Here is a 23,455-nt window from a genome sequence, read left to right as displayed (position 1 = left end):
CCTCCGTCAATCATGCAATGAGCCAATCGTGGTGGAGGTCGATTTCGAACAAGCGCCCGTCCGGCACTTGGTCGTGGCCATAATCAACGGCGTAGAGAGACATCTTGTCGCCGTCATCCGGATCGCTGCTGGGCGCGATTTCGAGCCCCTTCAGCTTCGGTTTGCCGCCGGTGATCGGGCTTCTGTAGTCGTTCAGCAGGTCGGTCTGGTCGAGGATGTTGCCGTCGCGGTCGATTTCGAAGATGGTGCCGCGTGTCGAACCGCTCGCGACGTAGAAGACGTCGTGCGCGGCATCGTAAGCCAGCCCCTCCGCATCGCTGATTGCATCGGGCAGGGTGATCGTTTCGATCAGATCGCCGGTTTCGGACAGTTCGACCAGCTGCCGGCTTGACCCGTTGAGCAGATATATATGCCCGGTCACCGGATCGATGACCGGATCTTCGGCGTCCCTGATCCCGAGCGCACCGACATCGATCGATCCGATCAGCGTTGTCGGGTCGTTCGGGTCGGTGATGAAAATCCGCCTGGCGTCGTCGTCGCTGATATAGAGAAGGCCGTTGAACGGGTTGTAGGCGACGCCCGTCGGTTCGTCGCTGTAGCTTTGCAGCGAGAAGGACGCGACGAATGTCCCGTCGAGCCGTGTCGCGAAAAGGTTCACGGGGCTGTAATACGGGCTTTCGTTATGTTCGGAATCCGCGATGAACAGCAGGTCGAGTTCGGGCACGTATGCAATCCCGGATGGATCGCCCGAACCATAGCCCGACGGATCGCCCGCCGAGTACTGTGTCGTGTCATGGATCGCGATGACCGCGGGGGAAAGCGGCAGCTGCGTGGCGTCGTTGTCGATGACCGAGACGCCGACATTCGTATGCATGCCGTCATAAGCCGTATCGAGGCTTGTCGCCGTCAGAGACAGTGAAAAGCTCTCGGTGCCCTCGGTCAGCGCGTCGTCGATCGCGCTGAGCGTGACGGTCTGCGCCGTCTGCCAGTTCGCGGCCGTGAAGGTCAGCTGCTGGGGCGCGTAATTGATGTCGTCCAGACCCGTCGTGGTTATGGTGATCGTCACGTCGGAGGTCGGCGCGTAATCCAGCACGATGGAAATGCCGTCACCGGCACCGCCTTCGGTGACGACCGTCGATCCATCGCTTTGGGTGACCGTCATGCCCGGCACCGGATCGGTCGGAATCGTGTAGGTGACCGACAGGATCGGGGCTCCGCTGCTTTCGGATGACTGGAACCGGAAACCATTGTCGCCGGCATCGCTCAACAGCCAGCCGCGGTTCAGCGCGGTCTGGTCTGACCAGGACTGCAGGCTGTTGGTCACATCGATGATTTCGGTCCCCTTGCTGATGCGGCTGAGGACGACATCGGGCGTTGTGTAGGCTTCGATGCCATCCGTCTGAATGCCGTCGGTGAAGCCGTTCCAGCTCAGGTCCTGGCGGATCGTCCAGTCGTCAGCCATCATGTAGAACGATACCGGGTTCCGCGTCCCGTTGGATACCGTCAACGACAGCGTCGCCGAGGTTATGGTCGCGCCAAGCGGAATCTGCCCCGGCCCATCGCCGAAGATATCCGAGAATTGCAGCAGTCCCTGAATCTCGCCCCCCCTCTTGTCCGCGCCATCGACGTCGATATAGGGCTTGGTGTCATAGCTGTTGCCGGGGCGGCTTTCGCGCAGGAAGGTGTCGATCGTCCCGACATAGCCCCCGACATTCTGCTGGAAGGAGATGGTTATTTCCGACGCCGCCGCGGCGAGAAAGGTGGACGACAGCGCGGTGGAGAGCGAACCGCCGTCTAGCACCGAAAGGTTTGAATCGTCGGCGCTTCTTGATGCCTGGAAATTCCAGATGTCGCCGCCGTTGCCGCTGTGCAGCCAGCCAAAGTCCTGCCAGGATTGCAGGTCCCGCTTCACATCAACAAATCCCGATCCTTCGGTGAAGAGGGTGTTGGCCCGCACGACCGATGTGGGGTAGACCCAGCCCGTGTCCGATTGGCCGTCATCTTGAGTGTCATCGCCGGATGGCGCCAATGACCGGATCGACTGGCCCGTGCGGCCATCGATCAAGCCGTGGAGCCCGGCCGAACCGCGGGTTTCGTCGGTTAGCGAGGAGGACGATGTCACTGAATTGTTCGCCGGATCGGGAAGAATTTGGTCGTCCCAGAAAATGTTCGGAAAACAGAGAAATCCCTGGCTTTCACCACTTGAATTATCGGACTCTTCGAGTCGGGTTTCGGAACTTTCATTCGAAAGGGTTTTCCAAATGAAGGTGTCGATTGTGTCACCATGCCCAGTGACATTTTTATGATTTGCGGTCGTCGACATTTGCTTACCTATAAATGAGAGGAATTCTCATGAACTCAAAAGCCAATACCGAAACTATATAATTACCATATCCTCGATCAGCTGGGAACCTTTTGGCGTTTGGTCCGCTCGCAGGAATCCGGGAATTGGGAACCGTTCGGCGAATAGACGAATTGTCATGCGACGTATTGTTGCGAACATATTCACGCTTTCATCTCCTGATGTTCTGTCTTCCGGTGCGGCCGGTGCGGCCGGTGCGCGGGCCGGTTTTCCCGCAGTTGCGCCACGATCTGGCCCGTCGTGTCGGTCGCATCCGTGGTCCCGTCGATGACGATGATCCGCGGCGCCACGCCATGCCTGCGGCCAGCGGTCTGAAGGTCGCGAAGGAGCGCCCGGCGCAGGAACTCCGCCCTTTCCCAGGTACGGTCGGCGTCGGCGGTTCCGAGCTTTTGCAGGCGCGAGTGCTTCGAGTGCCTCGCGGCGAGGCGATCGATGCAAATCCTTGCGGGCGTTTCGACGGAGACATAGACGCGGCCCGTGCCGGCCGCGTTCGACAAGCACTCGCGGACGAGCGCACGGCAACCGTCGTCCTCGGTTCGAAGCTGGACCGACCAGAGCGCTTGCAAAAGCCCCTGGTCGAGTACCGCGCTCAGGCCGCGCCGTTCGAGCCGCGCATAAAGAGACATCATCGTTGCAATCCCGAAGACGGCGCGGAACTTGTCGCGCAAGCGCGGTTGCCGGATTGCCATGGCCAGCCTGACCGCGTCGCGACCGGCGCCATCATGGCCGAGGTCGGACAGGATGAGCCCGAGCTTCGAGGTTGCGCGCGCCGCGGCGCCCGCGCCGTCCCCGAGAAGGGCGGGCGCGAAGATCAGGTCGGGCTGCGTTGCTGAAAGCATCGCATGAAGCTTGCGTGCAACGGTGGTCTTGCCCGATCCCGGCAGGCCGAAGAATTCGATGATCGGTCCTGATTCCGGCGCGACCGCGATTCCTGGCTTCCACGTTTCGGAAAACTGGTTCATGCCGAAGCCTCGCTGAATACGGCGCGCGGCAGCAGTTCCTCGTAGATCGCGAGCGTTCGTTCCGCCATGAACTTTTCGTCCCATCGTTCAAGCCGAGTGGCGCGGGCCTTGCCGGCCATTGCCGCCCGCCGTTCCGGCGACGCGGCCAGTTGACCGACCCTTTCGAGGAAGCTCCCCCAGTCATTCTGGGGCACGACAAACCCGTTTTCGCCATGGGTGACGACTTCCTCGATGCCGGGCAGGTCGAACAGTACCACCGGGCGTCCCGCCGCAAGATACTGCAGGACAGAGCGCGGCAGCCCTTCGCGTTCGGCCGTGTGGATGCAGATGTCGGCCATCGCGATGATGCGCTCGGGATCGTTGCGGTATCCGAGCAAAGCGACCTGTTGATCCAGACCGAGTTCCTTGATCGCGGCCTCGACCTCGGCCCTGAGATGGCCGTCGCCCGCGAAGACGAGGCGCACTTGGGGGAATTGCTTGAGAAAGCCCGCGCTCTGCCGCAGCAGATCGAGGTGCCGTTTGCGCGGTTCGAGCGCGGCAAGCATGGCGATAACGAACGGTTGCGGATCGCCGGGGGCGATGCCGAGAATCTGGCGCCAGTCCGACGGCGGTTCCGCATTCCGGAACCGCGACAGATCGAAGCCTGAAGGAACGACATAATGCGCCCGGTCCGTGCCGACACCATGTTCGTGGCAGGCGCCGCGCATTCCTTCGCTGACATGTATGAATCCGTCGGTCATTCGTGCGGCCGCCCGTTCGAGCCTGAGATACACGGCCTTTTGAGCCGGTCCGACACCCAGGAAGGGCAGGATATGAACACCGTGAACGACGAGAGGAACACCGGCCGAGGCGGCGGCGAAGCGGCCGACGATGCCCGCCTTGGACTGGTGCGTATGCACCACGTCGGGGCGGATTTTCGCAAGGCTTCGCCTGATCTCGAGGACGGCACGCGAATCCTGTATTGGACTGAGATTCCGCACCAGGCTCGGCGCGGTGACAAGCCTTGCGCCCGGGGCGAGATCCCGCGCGAATTCCGGCAGCACGTCGCGGCCATGCATAAGAACCACGTCGTGCCCGGCGGCCACCTGACCGGCGGCCGTCAGCAGCGTGTTCTCCTCGGAACCCGCGCGAAGAAGGCGCGTGAGGATGTGGACTATTTTCATCCTGTCACCCCGCGCCATGGTGTTTCGTGCGCAATCAAGATCAACCTCCCGTCATCCGGAGAACGGCCGGCAGTGTCATGAGCATGATCCGGAGGTCCTCAAGGAACGACAGGCGCTTGGTGTAGCGCCGGTCAAGTTCGACCCGGTCCTCGTAGCTGATCGCGTTGCGGCCCGAGACCTGCCACAAGCCGGTCACGCCGGGGCGCACACTCATGTAGCTGTCGACGACATGCCGGTAGAGCGGCAGTTCATCCTTGGTGACGGGGCGCGGCCCGACGAGGCTCATGTCGCCCCGGATCACGTTCCAGATCTGCGGCAGTTCGTCGAGGCTCGTCTTCCGCAGGAACCGGCCGATGCGGGTGATGCGCGGATCGTTGCGCAGCTTGAAATCCTTTGCCCATTCCGCGGCCGCCGCGGGGTCTTCGCGCAGGATCTTGTTCAGGCGCGCCTCGGAATCGACGGCCATGGTGCGGATCTTGAAACATGGGAATACCCGGCCATTCAGCCCGACGCGGCGATGCGCGTAAATAGGCTTGCCGCCGTCGAGAGCGACGATTGCCGTCAGGATCGCGATGGCCGGCAGAACCAGGGGCAGGAGCAGAAGAGCGCAGACAATGTCGAAAACCCTCTTTCCCCATTGCGCATAAAGGGTGGCGATGGGGCGCCGGTCCAACCTTGGTGAGAATTTGCGGTTTCGGGTGGGGCCGTAAACTGCATTCGAAAACGCAGAAGAATTGCTGTTTCTGGATGCGTGTAACATGAAATAGTTCCTCCTGGCGCGGAAGCGCACTTCCAGCGGCAGCTCAATAGAGCTGTCTGCGATACAAAACGCATCGCCTGAATTTCAGGACTCAGAGAGAATGCGTCCGATTCCGAAATCCAATTCGGGTCGGCTTCAGTAGGGGTCGAAATACGTCGCGAATTTCCGACGCACGAAATTCCGGAGTGAAGTTGTATGGTCCGGAATTTAGGTTCTTCGGTTTGCGGAGTTCCGCCTTTCCCATTGATTAGGCAAACGGCGAAATCCCAAATCTCGAAGAGATCAAGCAATCTCTCAAGCAATAAGCATTTTAATTGACACTCATCATGGCGTGAGTCAATGATTCTGTCACGATATTGACGCAATGCCGACGTAATTTTGACATGATTTTGCCGCATTTCCGTTACAATCCGGCTTTGCCGAAGGCGCCCGGAAAGACGGCCCCGGACCTGCCGTAAAGGCACTTTCTGACGCAGGGCCGAGGCTGTTCAAGACGGTTCCCGGTCGCCAGCATACCGCGATTGAGATGACGCCGAGGACTGAGGAAATTTGTTACCCGCGAAGGCCACAACGGATTGTGGTCCTCGGCACAAGGAAGGCAAGATTTGGGTCGTAAGGCGATTTGTCTGACACAGCCCAGTCGGGAAGATTTAAGGGTTTGAGTTACTGATTTTTCCAGAGCGGGACGTTGATATGCCTAAAGCTCTTGTGACCGGCGCCGCCGGTTTTATCGGATTTCATCTCTGCCGCCGCCTGAGCGCAGAAGGTTTCGAGGTTGTTGGCCTGGACGCCATGACCGACTATTACGACGTTTCTTTGAAACAGGCGCGGCTCGACCTCCTGCAAGGCCCCGATTTCAGCTTCGTGCAGGGCAGGGTCGAGGAGCCGGGTCTTCTGATGCGGCTTTTCTCTGAACAGCGATTCGACCTGGTTTTCCACCTCGCCGCCCAGGCCGGGGTGCGCCATTCGATCGAGGTGCCGCGCGACTATCTCGACAGCAATATCGTGGGAAGCTTCGAATTGCTCGAAGCGGCCCGCGCCTACCCGCCGCGCCATTTGCTGCTGGCTTCGACGTCTTCGGCCTATGGCGCCAATACCGAAATGCCCTATCGCGAGACGATGCGGGCCGATCACCAGATGTCGTTCTATGCCGCGACCAAGAAGGCGACGGAAGCGATGGCGCATTCCTATGCGCATCTGTTTGCCCTGCCGACGACGATGTTCCGATTCTTTACCGTTTATGGCCCTTGGGGCCGGCCGGACATGGCCCTGTTCAAGTTCACCCGCGCCATCCTGAATGGCGACCCGATCGACGTTTACAATTTCGGCGACATGAAGCGCGACTTTACCTATATCGACAACCTTGTCGAAGCGCTGTGGCGGCTGGCCGGCCAGCCGCCCCCGCCCGACGGGAAAAGCGTCTGCGCCGAAGATAGCCTGTCGCCGGTGGCCCCCTGGCGGATCGTGAATATCGGCAATTCGCAACCGGTCCAGCTTACTGATTTTATCGCTGCGATCGAAGCCGCCACGGGACGATCCGCTGATCGCAATCTGATACCGATGCAGCCCGGTGACGTACCGGCGACCTGGGCCGACACCATGCTGCTGACGCGACTGGCCGGCCCGATCACGCCGATTCCGGTCGACAAAGGGGTCCAGTGCTTCGTCGACTGGTACCGGGAGTATTACGACTGCTAAGCGGCGCCATGACGGCGAGCCCGGTCAACCGGGGGGAAACCACCCGAGTGATTGGTCATATTTTGGTAAGTGGTAAGTCGTTCAAGTCATGGACCCCATTCAAGAACCGTGTACGGCGGGATCGGGTGCTTCTGACTTCAATTTCCACGACCTCCGCCGCACCTTCATGACGGTGCTGGCGGAACAGGGGATCGGCGATCCGGCTGTCGCGGACGCTTTGCTCAACCCCCGACAGTCTGCGACCCGCGTGGGAGTGTCCGCAGCATATAACCAAGCTGCGCTTTCGCCTCAGAAGATCCGCATGATGGAGGCCTGGGGCACATTGGTGGAAAATGCCCTTGAGCGGGGGAAATGGTCCTCAGAGGCTGACGTGGTGCCCCTGAGGAGCTAGTTGGGCGGATGTGTCTTATGCTCCTAGAGCTCTTGCCATTGTTTGTTGCATGGAGCGCCTGAGAGGCTGGCAGCAGCTGTCATCGGAATATGATCCGGCGGTTTCAACCCTACCACCTGCAACAAGATTTCAGACACGTCTGATTCGGTCTGAGCCTCCTGTTACGTTAGTTGAGACGATTGTCGAACCTCACGAACCCGACTCCCGGGGAGTAGTCGAAACGTTCGTGATAGACGACTTTGCGACCGGATTTTGCGATCCATTCATAACGCATGGAGTTGCGAACACCGCGATAGGTTCTGGCCGGGTCGAGGACCTGCAAGGTCAGCTGATAGGTCTTTTTACTGCGTCCGCTGTATTCCTGCATCGTGTAGTTGCGGCTTTGACCGGCGGACCACTGGCCTTGCGGCATGAAGGCGTCGCCGACAAATACCCGGTCTGGGCGACCCGGGCGGCGGTCAAAGACGCGGGCCAGCGCGGTCCCGTCCTCGCGCAGGGTGAAATACTGGGTCCGCTTGCCCTTCTTGTCGTGGTTGTCGCGAATGTAGATCGTCAGTTTCTCGCCGGTGACGGGATGCGGCCAGGAATAGGGGCCGTGAATGTGGCGGCTTTTGCTTCTCACGTCGATGCGGTTGCCGAACCGTGACCAGCGTTTGCCTGTCCACAGACCGAAACGGAGGTTTCTTGATCCCGCGGCCTCGGCCATGGTCGGTGGAAGGATAAGGCTTGCTCCGGTCGCAGCCATGACCAGTCCCAGGCCAAATTCTCGTCGTGTTGGGGAATGTTGCATTTTTATGATCCCTTGCGTTTCTTGAGTTGAAGTTGAGAAGTGTAGGCAGACATCTTCATGCTGCGTTGTCCGCGACGTCGACCGGTGGCGCGGGAAGGGCCAGCGTCGATCCAAGCTGGTCGAGAACCCTGCGCGACGAGGTCGCCAGAAGGCAGGTGGTGCCGTTCGCCTTGAAATGTTCCAGCAGCAGGGTGCACATCGACGCGTCCAGCCCGATTTCGTCGGCATCCACAAGCGCGAGCCGGGCTTTGGACAACAGGCCCCGCACCACGTGCAGGCGCGCCGTTTCGCTGGCGGTCAGGTTGCGGCGCCCTTCGGCCACTTTGCCGTCCAGTCCGCCGATCCGTGCGCACAGCCCATCCAGACCGGCGCGGGAAATCGCCTGCAGGATATCCGGGTCCGACGGCATGGGGTCGACCCCGATCATTGCATCGCGGCGCAGGCTTCCGCGCAGCATCGGAGCGGCGGGCCCGAGGTAGAGCACGCTGCCCGGCGCAGGTTCGGTCGGCTTCATGCCGAAGACGCGCGCGGACCCGCTTTCGGGAGCATCGAGACCCGCCGCCACCATCAGCAGGCGGCTCTTGCCGGCGCCGGGTGCGCCGATCACCGCTACCGTCTCGCCAAGGTCGATGCTGGCGCTCAGCTCACCGCCGTCATGCAGGCGGACAGCTTTGAGTTCGAGCGCGGGAGATTCCGGGTCGGGCTTCTTCGCGCCGCGACCGGAGCGCGTGGCGGCCATGCGGGGCGCGTTCAGGGCGCGGCGCAGGTTACCGGTCGCAACGATCCATGCCTGACGTTTGTCCGACACGCCAGCCAACTGGCGCAGCGGGCGCACGATCAACCCCAGTGCCGTCAGGGCTGCCGCGGTCTCGGGCAGGTCGATGCCGCGCAACATCGCGACCCACAGAACCAATGCCACGGTAAGGCCCGACGCGGCATCCGGGGCGGCGCGAACCAGCCCGGCCAGAAGGGCGCGTTTCCCCGCCGCCTGCGTCACCGCCGCGGAATGACCCGCCAGCGCCCGCCGTTCAATGCGCAGCCTGCCAAAACGGCGCAGCGCGATGCCCTGGGGCAGACGTTCCGCCAAATCCGACGCCATATGCGCCCGCCGCTTGCGAAGTGCGGCATGCGCCGCCCCGAGCGGCGCGCGCATGAGGATATAGAATAGCAGCGTGAAGAGAATCGGACCGAGGGTTGCGAGCGCCAGAACCGGCGCCAGCCAGTACAGCACGAGCAGCATCGCCGGGATGGTTACCGCCGCCGATACCAGTCGCGCGATGCCGCCCGAAACCCAGCTCTTGATCGCCGTCAGGTCCCCGACAAAGCGGAGCGACAGCGCACCGTTCCGCTTGCCCCGCATGGCACCGACAGGCATCCGGCTGATATGAAGGAAAAGGCGTTCGCGGACTGCGGCGGCGTATTTCTGGCCGACATGTTCGGCAAGAACCGCCTCGGCGGCCCGGAAACCAGCCAGCACGAGCGCCGATCCCGCAATGATCGTCAGGGCCGCGACCGGCAGGTCGCCCACCGGTGCGCGCAGCGCGCCGAACGCCGCGCTGACCCCCAATGCCGTCGCCCCGCCCGCCACGGCCTGTCCAAGCGCAAGCGCAACCAGCCCGGCCAATTGCAGGCCCCGCCCGTCAGCGGTGATGCGGGGAATGCGGCTCATGCGGCCAGACCGTGTCTGGTCTTTCTGCGCTGCCGGATCGTCTGGCTCAGGGCGCTGGCCGTGACCGGATCGGCAAGGGCTTCGCGAGACAGAACCGGCACATCGGACAATGCCGCAACCTCGGCCACGGCAAGCGGCGCCGAGGTGATCCGGCCCGTCACGGCCAGAGGCGTGATGCCGCGATCGGAAAGCCACGCCATGCCGGCCATGGCGGCGAGAGGCTCGGCGCACGCGAACAGGACACCGTCCAGACCCTGGGCAAAGGACTTGTCGTTCAACAGCTCGGCGGTTTCGACCTGTGTCACGCCGTCAGCCAGTTCAATCACTGCGACGTCACAGCCCTGTGCCGCGGCCTCGGACATCAGCAGATCATGGGCCGCCACGATGCGCGACACAGGTTGCCGATAGGACGAAGACATGCCTGCATCCGTGAAATCCAGCGCCATCGCCGCGCCGGCGTCGGTGTAGGCCTGCGTATCTCCGAATGATCCGGTGCCGGTCAGTTTGACCCCTACCGTCCGCAGCCCCATCAGCGAGAACCCCCGCAGAAGCCACGCCGTCGCATCTGTCTTGCCCGCGTTCATGCCGCTGCCGACCACGGCCAGAACCAGGTCGGGGCGGGAGGGGTTCTGGTGAGGGGGCAGGGCGTGATCAGCCACGGATATGACCGCGCCGGCGCCGTCGATAAGCAGCCCCAAAGGCCGCAGGCGCGTGGGGGTCGACACCCGCGCGTTGCGCGCGATCATGGTGCCGAGCACACCGCCCGATGCCAGCATGTCGCTGCCTCCGGCCTGCAATTCGGCGTGACCTTCGAACTGGTCCATTGCGAAACGGTCTCCGCAGGCCAGAACGACGAAATCGCCCGGAAACAGGGTCGAACGACGCCCCTCACGCGTCTGAAGGCGCTTGTGGCTTCCAATTGAAACGACTTCGGCCAGAACCAGATCCCCGCTGCGGGCGCGGTCCAGCGCAGGCGACAGCCCCGCGACCCGTTCCGACGGCACGCGCCGTGTCGTGAAGGCCCATTTCGCGGCTGTTGTCAGGTGGGTGAAACATTTTGCCTGTTGGGTCATGCGATCCGCCTTTCGGGATTGTTCTGCTCCACCGCGTTCAGGAAGTCCGCATCGAGCCCGCCTTTGGTGACGCAATCTGCCACACTATGGCCGCAGCCGGGCAGGACCGCGAAGTTGATGTCTGGTTTGATGCGATGCGTGAGCGCAGCATCGCGCAGGGCGCCGGCCCAGAGTGTGGCGCGGGTGACCCGGTCCTGCCCCTGTCGGGCGTCCAGTTCAGGATCGCGGCGAGTGTTGGAATCCGGTATGTTGTCCAACGCCCCGACCCTCACGACGATTTGCCGATCAAGAAAGGCAGGCAGGTTCGCCGACAACCAGAACTGGAACAGCGGTTGCCTCCGTGTCGCCCCCATACCCATCGGCCACCGCGCGGTTTCGGGGAAGGTCCACCATCCGGCAGAGGACAGGCAAAGCCGCCCGACCCGGTCCGGGTAGAGCCAAGCAAAGCGATGGGCGAACTGTGCGCCGCCGGAGAACCCGGCCAGGTCAGGGATCCCCGGCGGGATGATCCCGTCCTTTTTTAGGCTGCCCAGAAGCCGCAGCAGCGCGAGGTCTGCCCGGTTCTTGCAATAGGCCAGTTGGAAGCGCGGCCAGTTCGGTTTGTCGAAATGCGGGGCAATAACCGTTCGCCCGGTTCTTGCAGCCATGGGCGCCAGTAGTCTGGCCATACCTTCTGCGTCGCGCGAAATCCCATGCACGGCCACCAATGGTCGCTCCGGTGCTGGGTTTTTAGGTTCGACGATCCAAGCGGCGGGGATAGAGCCTCCAAGAGCAGGGCGGAAACTGATTTGTGCGTCGTTCACGAGAGGCGCACCTCTTTCGGACACGCATGCCTGAGGCGGAAAGAAGCGGCGAAACGCTGCTTCCAGATCGGCGGTTGGCCGAATTGTGCCGTAGTACGGCTCGAAAACTTCATGTTTGTCTCCTGGTTTCGGGGGGGCACCCCCTATCAATGTTCGTTACGAGTGCTGATAATGTTCCGGAAACCTGACAAGAAGCTGATAGCTCGAAAACTAACGGCGGTAGGCCGAAATATGCCGAAAATCTGATGTGAAGCTGACAGGTTGAAAACTAATGACGGTAAGCTGAAATATACCGGAATACGTTTCAAACGCTTCTTGGCGGTCTCCTTGTTTCGAAGGAGGGGGGATGCCTATCAATTCGTCTTGCTGGCGGTAATAGTATGCCGGGAATCTGACCAAAAGGTGCCGGGTTGAAAATTTCAACTTCAGCTTCCTGTTCGAAAGTCCGGCGACGGCTTGGGTGAGCGAATACTAGGCGCACAATCTGGAGCGTTCTTCATCATTCGTTGCGCCGAGCGCCTGAGAGGCTGGCAGCAGCTGCCATCTGGTCTGGATAGAAGGCCACTACCGAAAGTGAGCCTGAGCACCAACTGCATGAAGCCCTGCGGATTGAGGGGAGGATAACTTGGTGTTGAGGTGAAGGACGACCGAAGCTCCACGCGAGAGATTTTCGGCAGGGAGGGCATAGTGACCATTGGTTTCGAGAAGCCAGAGCGTAGTACAGATTGGACGACTGTTGCGTTGGAGACTTTGTCCGCCTTGATAAAGGGATGGTCCGTAGTCACGGCTACTACAACCGCTCCGGCAGCGCTCAAGGCCATCCCCGGCGTCTATTCTAATTATACCAAGCTCTCCAAAGCGCTGAAGGGCAGCGAGAGTAGCTCTCCCGAGAACCTCGCGTGGAAATGGCTTTATCTTAAAGCCATGTCTCCACCTTCAGCTTGCCCGCCTCTTTGATCAGCTTGTCGGTCTCCTCCCGGTCACGGGCGATCTTGGCTAGTACCCTTTCGAGTTCTGCTTGGTCCATGTGTCAGCCTCTGGCTTCGAGCCGGTCGAGGCGTTGCTTGATGTTGGACAGTCGCGCCTCGTACTCCTGTGCCTGCTCCTGCATGGCCAAGTCCATGGACGCTTCGACTTTTTGGAGGTGTCGGTCGAGCGTCTTGCCCATGCTGTCGAGGGTTTCGCCCATGACCTCTCGCACGTCCGCCATGTGATCCCGCAGGATACCCCGCAGTTCGTTCATGTCACATAAACATTTTTGCGAGGGCTGCACCTGCGCCCATCAACCCTGCGGCCACGATGAACGGGTAGTAGCGGTGTTCCGTGTTGATCTTCATGGTCTCGGCCATGAGCTTGGCGATCGCCTCGTCAACCATGTGCGTTTGCTGTTTGTTCATACCGCTCACCCTCGGTCTCTCTCCTGTTAATGTGGGCCTCTTGCGAGGCCCGGTCAAGTTTGGCTCCCGTCATGCCGCATACCGGTCCTCCTCCACCTTCTCGGCCTGTCCCAGACCGCGAGGCCCTCCAGAAGCGGCTGTACGCTTGTTGTACGGGCGCGGAGGAAGCGGCGGGCGATCTGTTCGGGGGTGGCCTCGCCCATCTTGCCCAGCGCCATACGGACGGTTGATCTTAAGATAACACAGGCGGGTTTCGCTGGATTTCTCCGAGTTTCGCTGACCTGACAAAAATGAATTGAAAACAATGATTTACGTTGACCGTCTTTGCGCCGGTGACTCATGAATAACGCCAGAATTCGCCGTCACTTGCTTCCGTATAGCTTCCGGAAGCAGACCGGAAGCAAAGGATGTTCTGGCAATGTTCAAGCTGACCAAGCGCACCGTTGACGGGCTGGACCCTCGCGAAAAGGACTATCTCGTCTGGGATGCCGACATGCGCGGTTTCGGCCTGCGGGTCTATCCGTCCGGCAAGAAGGCCTATCTGGTGCAGTACCGTTCCGGGCGGCGCACCCGGCGCTTCACAATCGGCCAGTATGGCGTTCTGACCGCCGAGGAAGCGCGCAAGCGGGCGCGGCAGCTTCTGGGCGAGGTGGCGCATGGTGGCGACCCGTCCGGCGACAAGCAAAACCGGCTGCACGCGCCCACGATCGCGGGCCTCTGCGACCGCTTTCTGGAAGAATACGTGGATCAGCACTGCAAGCCGACAACCGCGCGCGACTATCGAAGTATCATCCGCCGCCTGATCCGGCCTCGTCTTGGTCCCCTGCCGATTGCCGAGGTCACCCGCGCCGACGTGGTGGCGTTTCATCACGGGTTGCGAGAAACGCCGTATCAGGCCAACCGCGCCGCCGCGATGCTGTCCAAGCTCTTCAACCTGGCCGAGGATTGGGGCTTGCGTCAGGCCGGGTCGAACCCCGCCCGCCGGATCAAGAAATTCCGCGAAGAGGAAAAGAAGCGTTATCTGTCCGACGAGGAACAGACCCGCTTGGGGAATGTGCTACTGGAGGCTTTGGACGAGGGAAGCGAGACGATCTACGCCGTCTCGGCCATTCTGTTGCTGCCCTATACAGGCTGCCGCCTGAATGAAATCCTCACCCTGAAATGGTCCTATGTGACGACGCATCATCTGGAATTGCCTGACAGCAAGACCGGGCGGCGGCGCATTCCGCTGCCCCGTGAAGGCTATGACATTATCCAAAGCCTGCCGCGCCAGCCTAAAAATCCCTATGTGATTCTGGGCGAGTCGGAGGAAGGCCCATTGGTGAACCTGCAAAAGCCTTGGCGGCGCATCCGCAAACGGGCGGGCATTCCTGACGTTCGCATCCACGATCTTCGCCACACCTATGCATCCGTCGCCATGAAGGACGGCATCGACCCGTTTACGCTCAAGGAAATCATGGGGCACAAGAACCTGACGACGACGTTGCGCTATGCCCACCTCGCAGACGAGGCGGTGCAGCGCGCGGCGGGATCGGTGGCGGCGAGGTTGGCCGGTGCGATTGGGCGGCGTCCGAGTGATCGGAATGGGCTTCGCGTCGTGAAGTGATTTTTCCCGCAGCCTCATAAGCTTTTGAAATTTCGTTGCAAATGCTCTCGCTTTACGCTCGAGTCCCCTCATGACCAATGAATACGAACACTCACACCAATCATTTGAAGAGTTCTACGGGTGGGATCCTGCCAAATCCTTTATCAAGCTGCCACAAGAGTTGCTTGAAAGCCTGTATGAAATTTTGAGTGCGGACATCGACTTTGAGAAATTTTCACTTCGGATTCGAGAGTTGGCGACACGTTACAGAGTACGGAAGAGACACCCGCCGGCCTCGTTGACCCGTGAAGAACGCGACAAGCTTTCAGCGTTAGGAAACAGCCTAGAGAAATCCCTGAAGCTATATTTCGCGCTACCCAAAACAGCTGCGGAAACACTCGACAGCAACTTGAACTTACTTGAAGTGAGCGAGCACGTTCTAAATATTGATTTCCGCAATGCAAATAGTCGGCCTGCACTTGAAAGCCATAGTTTCAGTGAGCGCCTCGAAACACTCAAGCAAATTGTTCGAAACGCTCAAGATAGCAAACCAGTGGCAAAGGGCCGCCCTTCAACCAACGGCGCTCTGACAGAACTGATCCTCGAACTCGGCGCGATGTTCGAGATGGAAGCGCGCGAAGACGTGGGAAAGCTTTGCTACTACGACGGCTCGACAGGAGAATACACGGGCCGTTTTTTTTTCTTTGTGGACATGTTGTTGACCGAGAGCGAACTTAGCAGCCCATATAGCAATGTCGCACTCGGCAAGACAATTCAACGCGCGTTCAGCCAAGAAAATAAGAGCTAGGACAAATAGCGCGGAAAAAGCCCCGACTTAAGTCCTTTGTTCCTGAACAGCACAAACGCCACTCTACTCATGGATGTTTCAACAACCGTGAGATTAACATGACTAATCAAGCACCAACTTTTTCCTCCGACCCGAACTCCCTCGTGAATGAACGCGAGGCAGCGTCTATTCTTTGCTATTCGGTGCGCGCGCTTCAGAACTGGCGGCACCGTGGGGGCGGACCCCGCTTCGTCAAAGTGTCGTCCAGGTCGGTTCGCTATCGCCGCGCCGACCTTCTGAAATGGATCGAAGAGCGCACCGTCGCGCATACGTCGCAAGCCATCTGACAATCAGTTTTGCCCCCGATGGGTTGGTAGCGCTTCGGGGGATTTTGGGGCCGGAAGGCTCTTTAAAGGGCGCGAGGTAAAAGCACCCCGCGCCCTTTCTTTGTCTGCCACCAACCTCAACCTTTGAAAGGAAACGCCTTGAGCAACCAACCAGCCTACAAGGTCAAACTCGGACTGATCACCGCGACAGTCTGGAAGAATGACGGTTTCTATTCCGTCGATATCGCCCGCTCCTACAAGAACGGCGAAGGCAACTGGATGAGCACGTCCAGCTATTCCCACTCGGACCTTCTCAATGTGGCGAAATGCGCCGAGCGGGCGGAAATCTGGATCAGCCGTCAACTGAATGGAGCGAAGTGACATGCAGATGGAATCCCAATTCCGGCCCCAAAACCTTCGCTGCCCCGCCGGAGGCGCAAATAGCAGCCAACAGGACCAGAGAGGGGTGATAGTAGCACCCCCTCTGGAAATACAGATCAACCGGAGTCCTATCAGGTCTTGCACACCGGGTTCGATACGCTGGCGATTGCCGTGAAAACCATGCTTCCCCCGGACCTGTTAGAATATCTGGAAGAGCAAAAGCAGATTGAGGAACAGGAACAGCGCGAAGTGCTGATCGATTGGAACGGCGTGCAACTGCACCTGAAAGGGCATGGCGGCAGCGGTTACCGTTTCATTACCAGCGGCGGGCCGATGGGGGCGAACTGGGCTTTCAAGAAACCAAATGCGAAAGACCCGTGGGGCGTGCGGGTTTCCTTCGGTGCAACCTTCCTTGCGACGCTTGGGCTGGGCGCTGCACGGGCGCACCTGGACAAGGTTCTGGAACGTCTCGGAATGCGGACCAACGCAGACGATATCAGCATTTCTCGCGTCGACATCTGTACCGATATTCTCTCGCCCGATTTCGAGCTGTCGCCGGAAGCGTTCGTCATGCATTCCAGCGCGAACCGCCGGGACTACGTGTCGGGCTTCGACGCGTCGGTGAATGGCAAATCCGGGCGGGTGACGTCGGTGACCATCGGCAGCACACGCGCGCGTCAGGTCATTATCTATGACAAGCGGCTGGAGGTGATCCAGAAACAGAAATCTCATTGGTGGGCGATCTGGAACAAGACCCTAGAAGCGCGGGGAATTCCGCCCCTGAACCCGAAGGATAGTTCTGCAAAGGTCTGGCGAGTGAAGTTCCGTGCCGGAAAGGACCTGTTGAGAGATACTTGGAATATCCGCACATGGGCGGATTTGTTTGCCCGTTTCGGCGACCTTTGCGCGCAAACCGGCCAGGTTGTCCGCTATACCGATCCGGTGGTGAGCGACAGAAACCGGGCGCGTTGGCCGAACCATCCGCTATGGGAAATCGCCTGTGCCGAAATCGGGTCGGAACTCATCGAAATGCGGGAGGGCGAAGATTCGAACCCGGTCAAGGCGGTCATTCGTCAGCAGCATATCTCGACCCTGCTGAAGAACATACGGGGCAGCACAGTGACGCTGGCCGCGCTGGAAGGTGTGGAATTCGACGCATTGTCGGACTTTTTCGTACAAACCGGGAAAAAGCTTGCGAAAGACGTACAGGGTGAGCCTGAGCACTTGGCGAAAATGCTCGTGAATGCTGGTGAAAAGTACACGTTTGTACAGTAAAATAAGAAGAAATATACGGAATAAAGCGGAAAATTCCGGAACCGAAAAATACCTGAAGATATCACTTTTTCGCGGTTTTTCGTGGAAATTCACCCCGTGAGAAATCGCGATTTTCACACATATTCAGTTAGAAATGGCTAGTTTTGTGTTTGAAAAAGCCGAAGTTGGCTCGACGCAATCGGCAAAAAACAGCCCTTCGTCCGTCTTGCAGCGAATGACCGCTCCCAGCCCATAGCGGACATGGCTGATCGGCTAGAGTGAGCGGCAAGCGGCCATTCGCTGCCTTCCGACACAATAACCACGGGGCCGTGTCCATAATGGCATCAGGAAACCGTTTACGTTACATTGAGCACGACGATCCCAGTCTTTTGACCTTTTTCCACGTATTGAAAGGCTTCGACGATATCGTCCAGGGGATAGCGCCGGTCAAACACGCCCTGAAACTGCCCTGTCGTCATCAGTTTGGCAAGGTGTCGAACAAACCCCGGTGCATCCTTGGGGAACGGAATCTGAACGCGTTTGCTTCCGGTAAGCCCAAACCATGCGCTGAGCAGAATGTTGGACCAGCCAGGGCCGAGATCGGTGGCCGCAAATATCCCGTCGGCCTTCAGCAGCGGTCGGCAATGGAAGAAAGAGGTCTTGCCAACGGCATCAAAAACGACGTCGAATTTTTCTCTGATCGCGGTGAAGTCCTCTGCCTCATAGTTCACGACACGGTCCGCTCCGAGGCGTTTCGACAAGGCAACGTGCCGGGTTCCGACGACCGCCACCACATACGCGCCCCTGGCCTTGGCAAGTTGAACCGCAGCAGTTCCAATTGCCCCGGAAGCCCCATAAACCAAACATCGCATACCCTCTGACAACAGTTTTGCGGTCCCTTCGGCGTACCAGGCACCTTCGCCAACTACAGTCTGATGAAATGGTAGGTCTCCGGGAATGCGTGCAATGGCTCCTTTTGCAGGAACGCAAAGATACTCCGCATGGCCGCCGAACGTATCCGGCGATAGACCGAAGACTCTATCTCCGATGTCGAAATCGGATACATCTTCGCCGAGCAGGTCGACAATGCCCGCAAAGTCCATACCCAACGTTTTTATTTTGGGTCGGAACGTGCCTGTCATCGCTCGCGCGAAGAATGGATGCGCCCGCAGAGTGGCCGTGTCGGTCCGACCAACCGTTGAGGCGTGTATCTTCACCCGAACCTCGCCCTTCTCTGGCAGCGGACGAGGTAGCCTGCCTAGCTTTAACACCTCAGGCGGACCGTAGCGGTCCGTCACTGCCGCCTTCATATCTTCGATTGCATCCATATTTTCAGAATACCATACGGTTGCCTTGTTGTGCGATCGCTTTCGGTGTTCAAGAGTTTGCTGTATCTATCGATGTTCTTTGTGGAATGATGATCCGCTTTGGGCTTATAACTGTCGTTCGCTACACATTGCGCCAATGTCGGCTTTCCGGAAGCCGCAAGGACTTTGCAAAGTCGGCTTCCTGCGCAAAGCTGCCGTTCGGGCAGGCCGCAGCGAAAGCCGAATTTCCCAACTACGCGGACAATGGGCTGCTCACGGCCCACACCCGAACTTTGGCTGTCTTGCAACCAAGGTCGGCTTTGAATAGTTCAGTCGCTTTCAGTCAAAGCGCCGCACCGAGCACGCCCTTACAAGTGTGTTTTGTGGGGTTTAGGATGTGGCTGCTGCCCGCGCCTTGCTTAGAACGCCCGAAGCGAGAAAGACGCCGACAGCCACCAGGGCGACGCCGACGACCTTGAGCGGTGTAACGCTTTCGCCCAGGAAAGCCACGCCGCCCAGCAAGGCAAGGATAGGGGTCAGTGCGCCAAAGGCGGCAGCTTCGGCGGCACCGAGAATCTGCACCGCGTAGCCGAACAGGAACATTGCCAGAATGCCAATGACGAAACTCTGAAGCACGATCATGACTGCAATGTCGCCCAGGCTGGACGTGGTGAAGGTAACGTTGCCAGTCGCGAACAAGAATGGCGTAAAAAGCAGGGCGCCCCAGAATAACCCGATGACAAGCCCATGCAAGGGGCTGAGCCCGCTTTGGCGGAAAATGACGGAATAGACTGCCCAAAGTCCCGACCCTGACAGAAACATCAGGTGCCCCTTCCATGCCCCGTCGTCCGCCCCTGCGAGGATCTGCCACAGGCTTACGACCATTGCGCCCGTCAGGATCAGCGCCAGCCCAAACCGGCGACGCGGGCCGGGGATTTCTCCGATCAGTGCATAGGCCGCCAGTGCGGTCCAGAATGGCAGCATGCCGGGTGCTAGCGCCCCGCCATCAGATGCGGGCGCATAAGACAGCCCCTTGGACACCACGAAGGGAAAGACAGCGCTGGCGCCAAGCATGAGCATCGCTGCGCGTGGCCAGGACTGACCGCGCGGCAAGACACCCAAACGCCACATGACCGGAGCCATGACGAGGGCTCCGGGGATGAGGCGCAGTACGAGAACCTCTTCGACCGTGAAGCTGCCCCGCACGGCGAAACGGGTGACCAACAGGAACGCCGCCCAGATCGTCACGGTGGCAAGCGCTGCCACCAGTCCAAGTGCCCGCGTATTGGGGAGGTTCATCTGTACGGCCTTCCAAGAGTTGATAACCGCGCGACTAAACGCCATTTCGTGGGGGCATGCTAGCCGAAAGCTGATGCTCGGTGGTTCATGTGAAACTGCCCCAGCCGATGGGGCCGTCCGCGAATCTTATTGTGCGTGGGTTCTGAGCCGTCCAAGACAGGCCCTATACACGTGTGGCAAAACCACAACGCCGAACCAGGTCAATCTTTTCATTTCGGTTGCTTCCGTAGTGCTTCCGGCAATCCGGAACGCGCGAACCGCGCCCGAAGGCGCGGCGCGTAATCCATTGATATTTCAGGATTAAGTGGTGAGCCGTGCAGGATTCGAACCTGCGACCCACTGATTAAAAGTCAGTTGCTCTACCAACTGAGCTAACGGCCCACTGTGGAGGCAGCTTCTAGAAACTGCGGGCAGGAGGGTCAACCCTAAAATCTTCATTTCCGGCAATGTTTTCTCATTTCCTTAGTTTTGCCTTGAAAAACAAGGGAATCTGTTCGGCGTGGCGGTCAGGCCTGCCGGCAGGGCAGGATATGGAATCCATCCTTGTCGCCGGACCATGCCGGGGTTGCGCCGGGCGGTACTGGAAAGCGGGGGGAATCAGGCGTATATGGGCGCGATGGAAAACAGCGCGGATACCCCTTTGCCCTTCATGAAGATGCACGGGCTTGGCAACGACTTTGTCGTCGTCGATGCGCGCGCGCATGCTGTCGACCTGCCGCCCGAGCTGGTGATCGCCATCGCCGACCGGCACAAGGGGGTCGGCTACGATCAGCTGGCGGTGATCGAACGGGGCGCGGGCGACGCGCATCTGGTGTTCTACAATTCGGACGGATCGACCTCGGCCGCCTGCGGCAACGCCACCCGCTGCATCGCGCGCCACCTGATGGAGGAGACCGGCAAGCGCGAACTGCACCTGACCACCGATCGCGGCGATCTCTACGCTGTGGATGCGGGAAACGGGCTGACCTCGGTCAACATGGGGCAGCCGCAGCTTGCGTGGGATGAAATCCCGCTGGCACGCGACATCGACACGCTGGAACTGCCGATCGAGGGCACGCCCACCGCTACCGGCATGGGCAACCCGCATTGCACTTTCTTCGTGGAGGATGCCGAGGCTGTCGATCTGCAAACCCGCGGGGCGGAGATCGAACATCATCCGCTTTACCCCGAACGCACCAATGTGCAGTTCGCGTCGCTGATCGGGCCGGATCACCTGCGCATGCGGGTCTGGGAGCGCGGCGTCGGGGTGACACTGGCCTCGGGTTCCTCCTCCTGCGCCACGGCAGTCGCCGCGGCACGCCGGGGCCTGACCGGGCGCTCGGTGCGGATCGATCTGGATGGCGGCAGTCTGCAAATCGACTGGAAAGATGACGGCGTCTGGATGACCGGCGAAACCATGCACGTGTTCACCGCCCATCTGACCCCCGGCTTCATCGCCTCGGTGAAGGAGCAGGTCCAGTGACCGCCAAGCCCCCCGTTTTCGCCACGCTCGGCTGCCGGCTCAACGCCTATGAAACCGAAGCGATGAAGGACCTGGCCCAGCAGGCCGGGGTCGAAGGCGCCGTGGTAGTCAATACCTGCGCCGTCACCGCCGAAGCGGTGCGCAAGGCGCGGCAGGAGATTCGCAAACTGCGGCGCGACAATCCCGATGCAAGGCTGATCGTCACCGGCTGCGCCGCCCAGACCGAACCGGAAACCTTCGCCAAGATGGACGAGGTCGACCTGGTCATCGGCAATTCGGAAAAGATGCAGCCGGAAACCTGGGCCAATATGGGCCCCGATTTCATCGGCACCACCGAAAAGGTGCAGGTCGACGATATCATGAGCGTCACCGAAACCGCCGGTCACCTGATCGACGGCTTCGGCACCCGGTCGCGCGCCTATGTGCAGGTGCAGAACGGTTGCGATCACCGCTGCACCTTCTGCATCATCCCTTACGGCCGGGGCAATTCGCGATCCGTCCCCGCAGGCGTGGTGGTCGATCAGATCAAGCGGCTGGTCGACAAGGGCTATAACGAGGTGGTGCTGACCGGGGTCGACCTGACCTCCTGGGGTGCTGACCTGCCTGCCGGGCCGAAACTGGGCGATCTGGTGATGCGCATCCTGAAACTGGTGCCCGACCTGCCGCGGCTGCGCATTTCATCCATCGATTCGATCGAGGTGGACGAAAACCTGATGCAGGCCATCGCCACCGAACCGCGCCTGATGCCGCATCTGCACCTGTCGTTGCAGCATGGCGACGACCTGATCCTGAAACGGATGAAGCGCCGCCACCTGCGCGACGACGCGATCCGCTTCGCCGAGGAGGCGCGCAGGCTGCGCCCCGACATGACCTTTGGCGCCGATATCATCGCCGGGTTTCCGACCGAAACCGATGCGCATTTCGAAAACTCGCTGAAGCTGGTCACCGAATGCGACCTGACCTGGCTGCACGTCTTCCCCTATTCGAAGCGCGAAGGCACGCCTGCGGCCAAAATCCCGAACCAGGTCGACGGCAATGTCATCAAGGCCCGCGCCGCCCGGCTGCGCGAAGCGGGTGCGGCGCAGGTGGCCAGGCACCTGGCGGATCAGGTGGGCCGACCCCACCGCATCCTGATGGAAAACCCCCACATGGGGCGCACCGAACAGTTCACCGAGGTCACGTTCGCCACCGCGCAGACCGAAGGCGCGATCGTCGAGGCGCGGATTTCCGGCATCTCGGGCACGCAACTGACCGCATAACCCTTGCCTTGGGTGGTCATCTGCGGGACCGTGCCGCCGAACCAGACAACAGAGGGGCCGCCATGCATCCCAATCCCACCTATCGCAAGGTGCCGCGCCAGCAGAACCTTGAATTCGCACGGGAAACTGGTTTCGGTATCCTCGCCGTCACCGATCAGGACGGCGCGCCGCTCATGTCGCATATCCCGTTCCTGATCGAGGGCGACGACCTGCTGTTTCACCTCGTTCGCTCCAACCCGATCGCGGCGCGGTTGAAATCGGCCCAACCGGTGAAAATCGCCATTTCCGGCCCGCATGGCTATGTCTCGCCTGACTGGTACGGGATCGAAGACCAGGTGCCGACCTGGAATTACGTTGCGGTACACGTGTCAGGCCCGGCGGAATTGTTGCCGCAATCCGAACTGCGGCCGCTGCTTGACCGTCTGTCGGACCGGTTCGAGGCCGATCTTGCGCCGAAACGGATCTGGAAAAGCGACAAGATGCCGTCCGAGGCGATGGAGCGACTTATGCGGATGATCGTCCCGGCGCGGCTGCGGATCGAAGATGTCGACGGAACCTGGAAACTGGCCCAGAACAAGCCGGAGGAAGCGCGCCTTGCCGCCGCTGCGGCTATGGAAGCAACGGGTTTCGGCAGCGAGGTTGCCGCGCTGGTGGCCCTGATGCGGAATCTGCCGCCACAGCAGTGATGGACAGCCCCGTTCGCGATGGTAAGCTCGCCCCGAACTAG

21 protein-coding genes and 1 tRNA gene are annotated in these 23,455 nt (G+C 60.2%); 9 read left to right on the top strand and 13 right to left on the bottom strand.

Annotated elements, in window-relative coordinates; translation table 11 throughout:
* Positions 1 to 10: 10 nt before the first annotated feature.
* From IT775_RS03835 to IT775_RS03820, 4 genes are all read right to left on the bottom strand, one after another.
* Entirely contained in the window at positions 11 to 2,065 is a 2,055-nt protein-coding gene (locus IT775_RS03835; protein ID WP_212699753.1) for a DNRLRE domain-containing protein, read from the bottom strand.
* A gap of 440 nt (positions 2,066 to 2,505) precedes the next feature.
* Positions 2,506 to 3,324 carry an AAA family ATPase gene (locus tag IT775_RS03830; protein ID WP_212699752.1) on the bottom strand — a complete coding sequence of 273 codons (819 nt, stop codon included), beginning with the start codon at positions 3,322 to 3,324 and terminating at the stop codon, positions 2,506 to 2,508.
* Positions 3,321 to 4,487 carry a glycosyltransferase family 4 protein gene (locus tag IT775_RS03825; protein WP_212699751.1) on the bottom strand — a complete coding sequence of 389 codons (1,167 nt, stop codon included), beginning with the start codon at positions 4,485 to 4,487 and terminating at the stop codon, positions 3,321 to 3,323. Before IT775_RS03825 ends, IT775_RS03830 begins: the two co-directional genes overlap by 4 nt.
* Before the next feature lie 40 nt (positions 4,488 to 4,527).
* The gene (locus tag IT775_RS03820) at positions 4,528 to 5,160 is read right to left on the bottom strand and encodes a sugar transferase (protein ID WP_246525290.1); all 633 of its coding nucleotides are present in this window, start codon (positions 5,158 to 5,160) and stop codon (positions 4,528 to 4,530) included.
* A gap of 780 nt (positions 5,161 to 5,940) precedes the next feature.
* Between IT775_RS03820 and IT775_RS03815 the strand changes: the two genes are divergently transcribed.
* Complete coding sequence (locus IT775_RS03815; protein ID WP_212699750.1) at positions 5,941 to 6,945, top strand: NAD-dependent epimerase/dehydratase family protein; 1,005 nt, start codon at positions 5,941 to 5,943, stop codon at positions 6,943 to 6,945.
* A 557-nt stretch (positions 6,946 to 7,502) separates the two neighbouring features.
* Here the strand turns inward: IT775_RS03815 and IT775_RS03810 are convergent.
* The 6 genes from IT775_RS03810 to IT775_RS03785 all read right to left on the bottom strand — a co-directional run bounded on the left by IT775_RS03810 (position 7,503) and on the right by IT775_RS03785 (position 13,068).
* The gene (locus IT775_RS03810; RefSeq protein ID WP_212699749.1) at positions 7,503 to 8,081 is read right to left on the bottom strand and encodes a hypothetical protein; all 579 of its coding nucleotides are present in this window, start codon (positions 8,079 to 8,081) and stop codon (positions 7,503 to 7,505) included.
* A 100-nt stretch (positions 8,082 to 8,181) separates the two neighbouring features.
* Positions 8,182 to 9,795 carry an ABC transporter ATP-binding protein gene (locus IT775_RS03805; protein WP_212699748.1) on the bottom strand — a complete coding sequence of 538 codons (1,614 nt, stop codon included), beginning with the start codon at positions 9,793 to 9,795 and terminating at the stop codon, positions 8,182 to 8,184.
* On the bottom strand, positions 9,792 to 10,868 hold the full coding sequence (locus tag IT775_RS03800) for a P-loop NTPase family protein (protein WP_212699747.1): 1,077 nt from the start codon (positions 10,866 to 10,868) through the stop codon (positions 9,792 to 9,794). The genes IT775_RS03805 and IT775_RS03800 overlap by 4 nt, the downstream gene beginning before the upstream one ends.
* Positions 10,865 to 11,515 carry an alpha/beta fold hydrolase gene (locus IT775_RS03795; RefSeq protein ID WP_212699746.1) on the bottom strand — a complete coding sequence of 217 codons (651 nt, stop codon included), beginning with the start codon at positions 11,513 to 11,515 and terminating at the stop codon, positions 10,865 to 10,867. The genes IT775_RS03800 and IT775_RS03795 overlap by 4 nt, the downstream gene beginning before the upstream one ends.
* A 1,186-nt stretch (positions 11,516 to 12,701) precedes the next feature.
* Positions 12,702 to 12,914, bottom strand: a complete 213-nt coding sequence (locus IT775_RS03790) for a hypothetical protein (protein ID WP_212699745.1) — start codon at positions 12,912 to 12,914, stop codon at positions 12,702 to 12,704.
* Position 12,915: 1 nt separating this feature from the next.
* The gene (locus IT775_RS03785) at positions 12,916 to 13,068 is read right to left on the bottom strand and encodes a hypothetical protein (protein ID WP_212699744.1); all 153 of its coding nucleotides are present in this window, start codon (positions 13,066 to 13,068) and stop codon (positions 12,916 to 12,918) included.
* A gap of 418 nt (positions 13,069 to 13,486) precedes the next feature.
* Between IT775_RS03785 and IT775_RS03780 the strand changes: the two genes are divergently transcribed.
* The 5 genes from IT775_RS03780 (at position 13,487) to IT775_RS03760 (ending at position 17,422) form a co-directional block, all read left to right on the top strand.
* Entirely contained in the window at positions 13,487 to 14,674 is a 1,188-nt protein-coding gene (locus IT775_RS03780) for a site-specific integrase (RefSeq protein WP_212699743.1), read from the top strand.
* 70 nt (positions 14,675 to 14,744) lie between these two features.
* Positions 14,745 to 15,461: a hypothetical protein gene (locus IT775_RS03775; protein WP_212699742.1), complete on the top strand. Its 717-nt coding sequence runs from the start codon at positions 14,745 to 14,747 to the stop codon at positions 15,459 to 15,461.
* A gap of 98 nt (positions 15,462 to 15,559) precedes the next feature.
* Complete coding sequence (locus IT775_RS03770; RefSeq protein WP_212699741.1) at positions 15,560 to 15,787, top strand: helix-turn-helix transcriptional regulator; 228 nt, start codon at positions 15,560 to 15,562, stop codon at positions 15,785 to 15,787.
* 138 nt (positions 15,788 to 15,925) lie between these two features.
* Complete coding sequence (locus IT775_RS03765; RefSeq protein ID WP_212699740.1) at positions 15,926 to 16,147, top strand: hypothetical protein; 222 nt, start codon at positions 15,926 to 15,928, stop codon at positions 16,145 to 16,147.
* 138 nt (positions 16,148 to 16,285) lie between these two features.
* Complete coding sequence (locus tag IT775_RS03760) at positions 16,286 to 17,422, top strand: hypothetical protein (protein ID WP_212699739.1); 1,137 nt, start codon at positions 16,286 to 16,288, stop codon at positions 17,420 to 17,422.
* Between the two features lie 335 nt (positions 17,423 to 17,757).
* On the opposite strand, the gene IT775_RS03755 is transcribed toward IT775_RS03760, so the two are convergent.
* The 3 genes from IT775_RS03755 to IT775_RS03745 form a co-directional block, all read right to left on the bottom strand.
* A complete protein-coding gene (locus IT775_RS03755; protein ID WP_246525288.1) occupies positions 17,758 to 18,729 on the bottom strand; it encodes an NAD(P)-dependent alcohol dehydrogenase in 972 nt (323 codons plus the stop codon).
* A gap of 369 nt (positions 18,730 to 19,098) precedes the next feature.
* Positions 19,099 to 20,052: a DMT family transporter gene (locus IT775_RS03750; protein ID WP_212699738.1), complete on the bottom strand. Its 954-nt coding sequence runs from the start codon at positions 20,050 to 20,052 to the stop codon at positions 19,099 to 19,101.
* A gap of 260 nt (positions 20,053 to 20,312) precedes the next feature.
* A tRNA-Lys gene (locus IT775_RS03745) sits at positions 20,313 to 20,388 on the bottom strand.
* 226 nt (positions 20,389 to 20,614) lie between these two features.
* On the opposite strand from IT775_RS03745, the gene dapF reads away from it, so the two are divergent.
* The 3 genes from dapF to IT775_RS03730 all read left to right on the top strand — a co-directional run bounded on the left by dapF (position 20,615) and on the right by IT775_RS03730 (position 23,414).
* Positions 20,615 to 21,469 carry a diaminopimelate epimerase gene (gene dapF / locus IT775_RS03740; RefSeq protein ID WP_212699737.1) on the top strand — a complete coding sequence of 285 codons (855 nt, stop codon included), beginning with the start codon at positions 20,615 to 20,617 and terminating at the stop codon, positions 21,467 to 21,469.
* The gene (gene mtaB / locus IT775_RS03735) at positions 21,466 to 22,728 is read left to right on the top strand and encodes a tRNA (N(6)-L-threonylcarbamoyladenosine(37)-C(2))-methylthiotransferase MtaB (RefSeq protein WP_212699736.1); all 1,263 of its coding nucleotides are present in this window, start codon (positions 21,466 to 21,468) and stop codon (positions 22,726 to 22,728) included. The genes dapF and mtaB overlap by 4 nt, the downstream gene beginning before the upstream one ends.
* Positions 22,729 to 22,790: 62 nt before the next feature.
* Positions 22,791 to 23,414 (top strand): FMN-binding negative transcriptional regulator, encoded by a 624-nt coding sequence (locus IT775_RS03730; RefSeq protein ID WP_212699735.1) that lies wholly within the window; start codon positions 22,791 to 22,793, stop codon positions 23,412 to 23,414.
* Positions 23,415 to 23,455: the final 41 nt, after the last annotated feature.

This window comes from Thalassovita aquimarina (assembly GCF_018219815.1).
GTDB lineage: Bacteria > Pseudomonadota > Alphaproteobacteria > Rhodobacterales > Rhodobacteraceae > Thalassobius > Thalassobius aquimarinus.
Note: the sequence above shows the minus strand (reverse complement) of the source record. Positions and strands in the feature narration are given on the sequence as shown.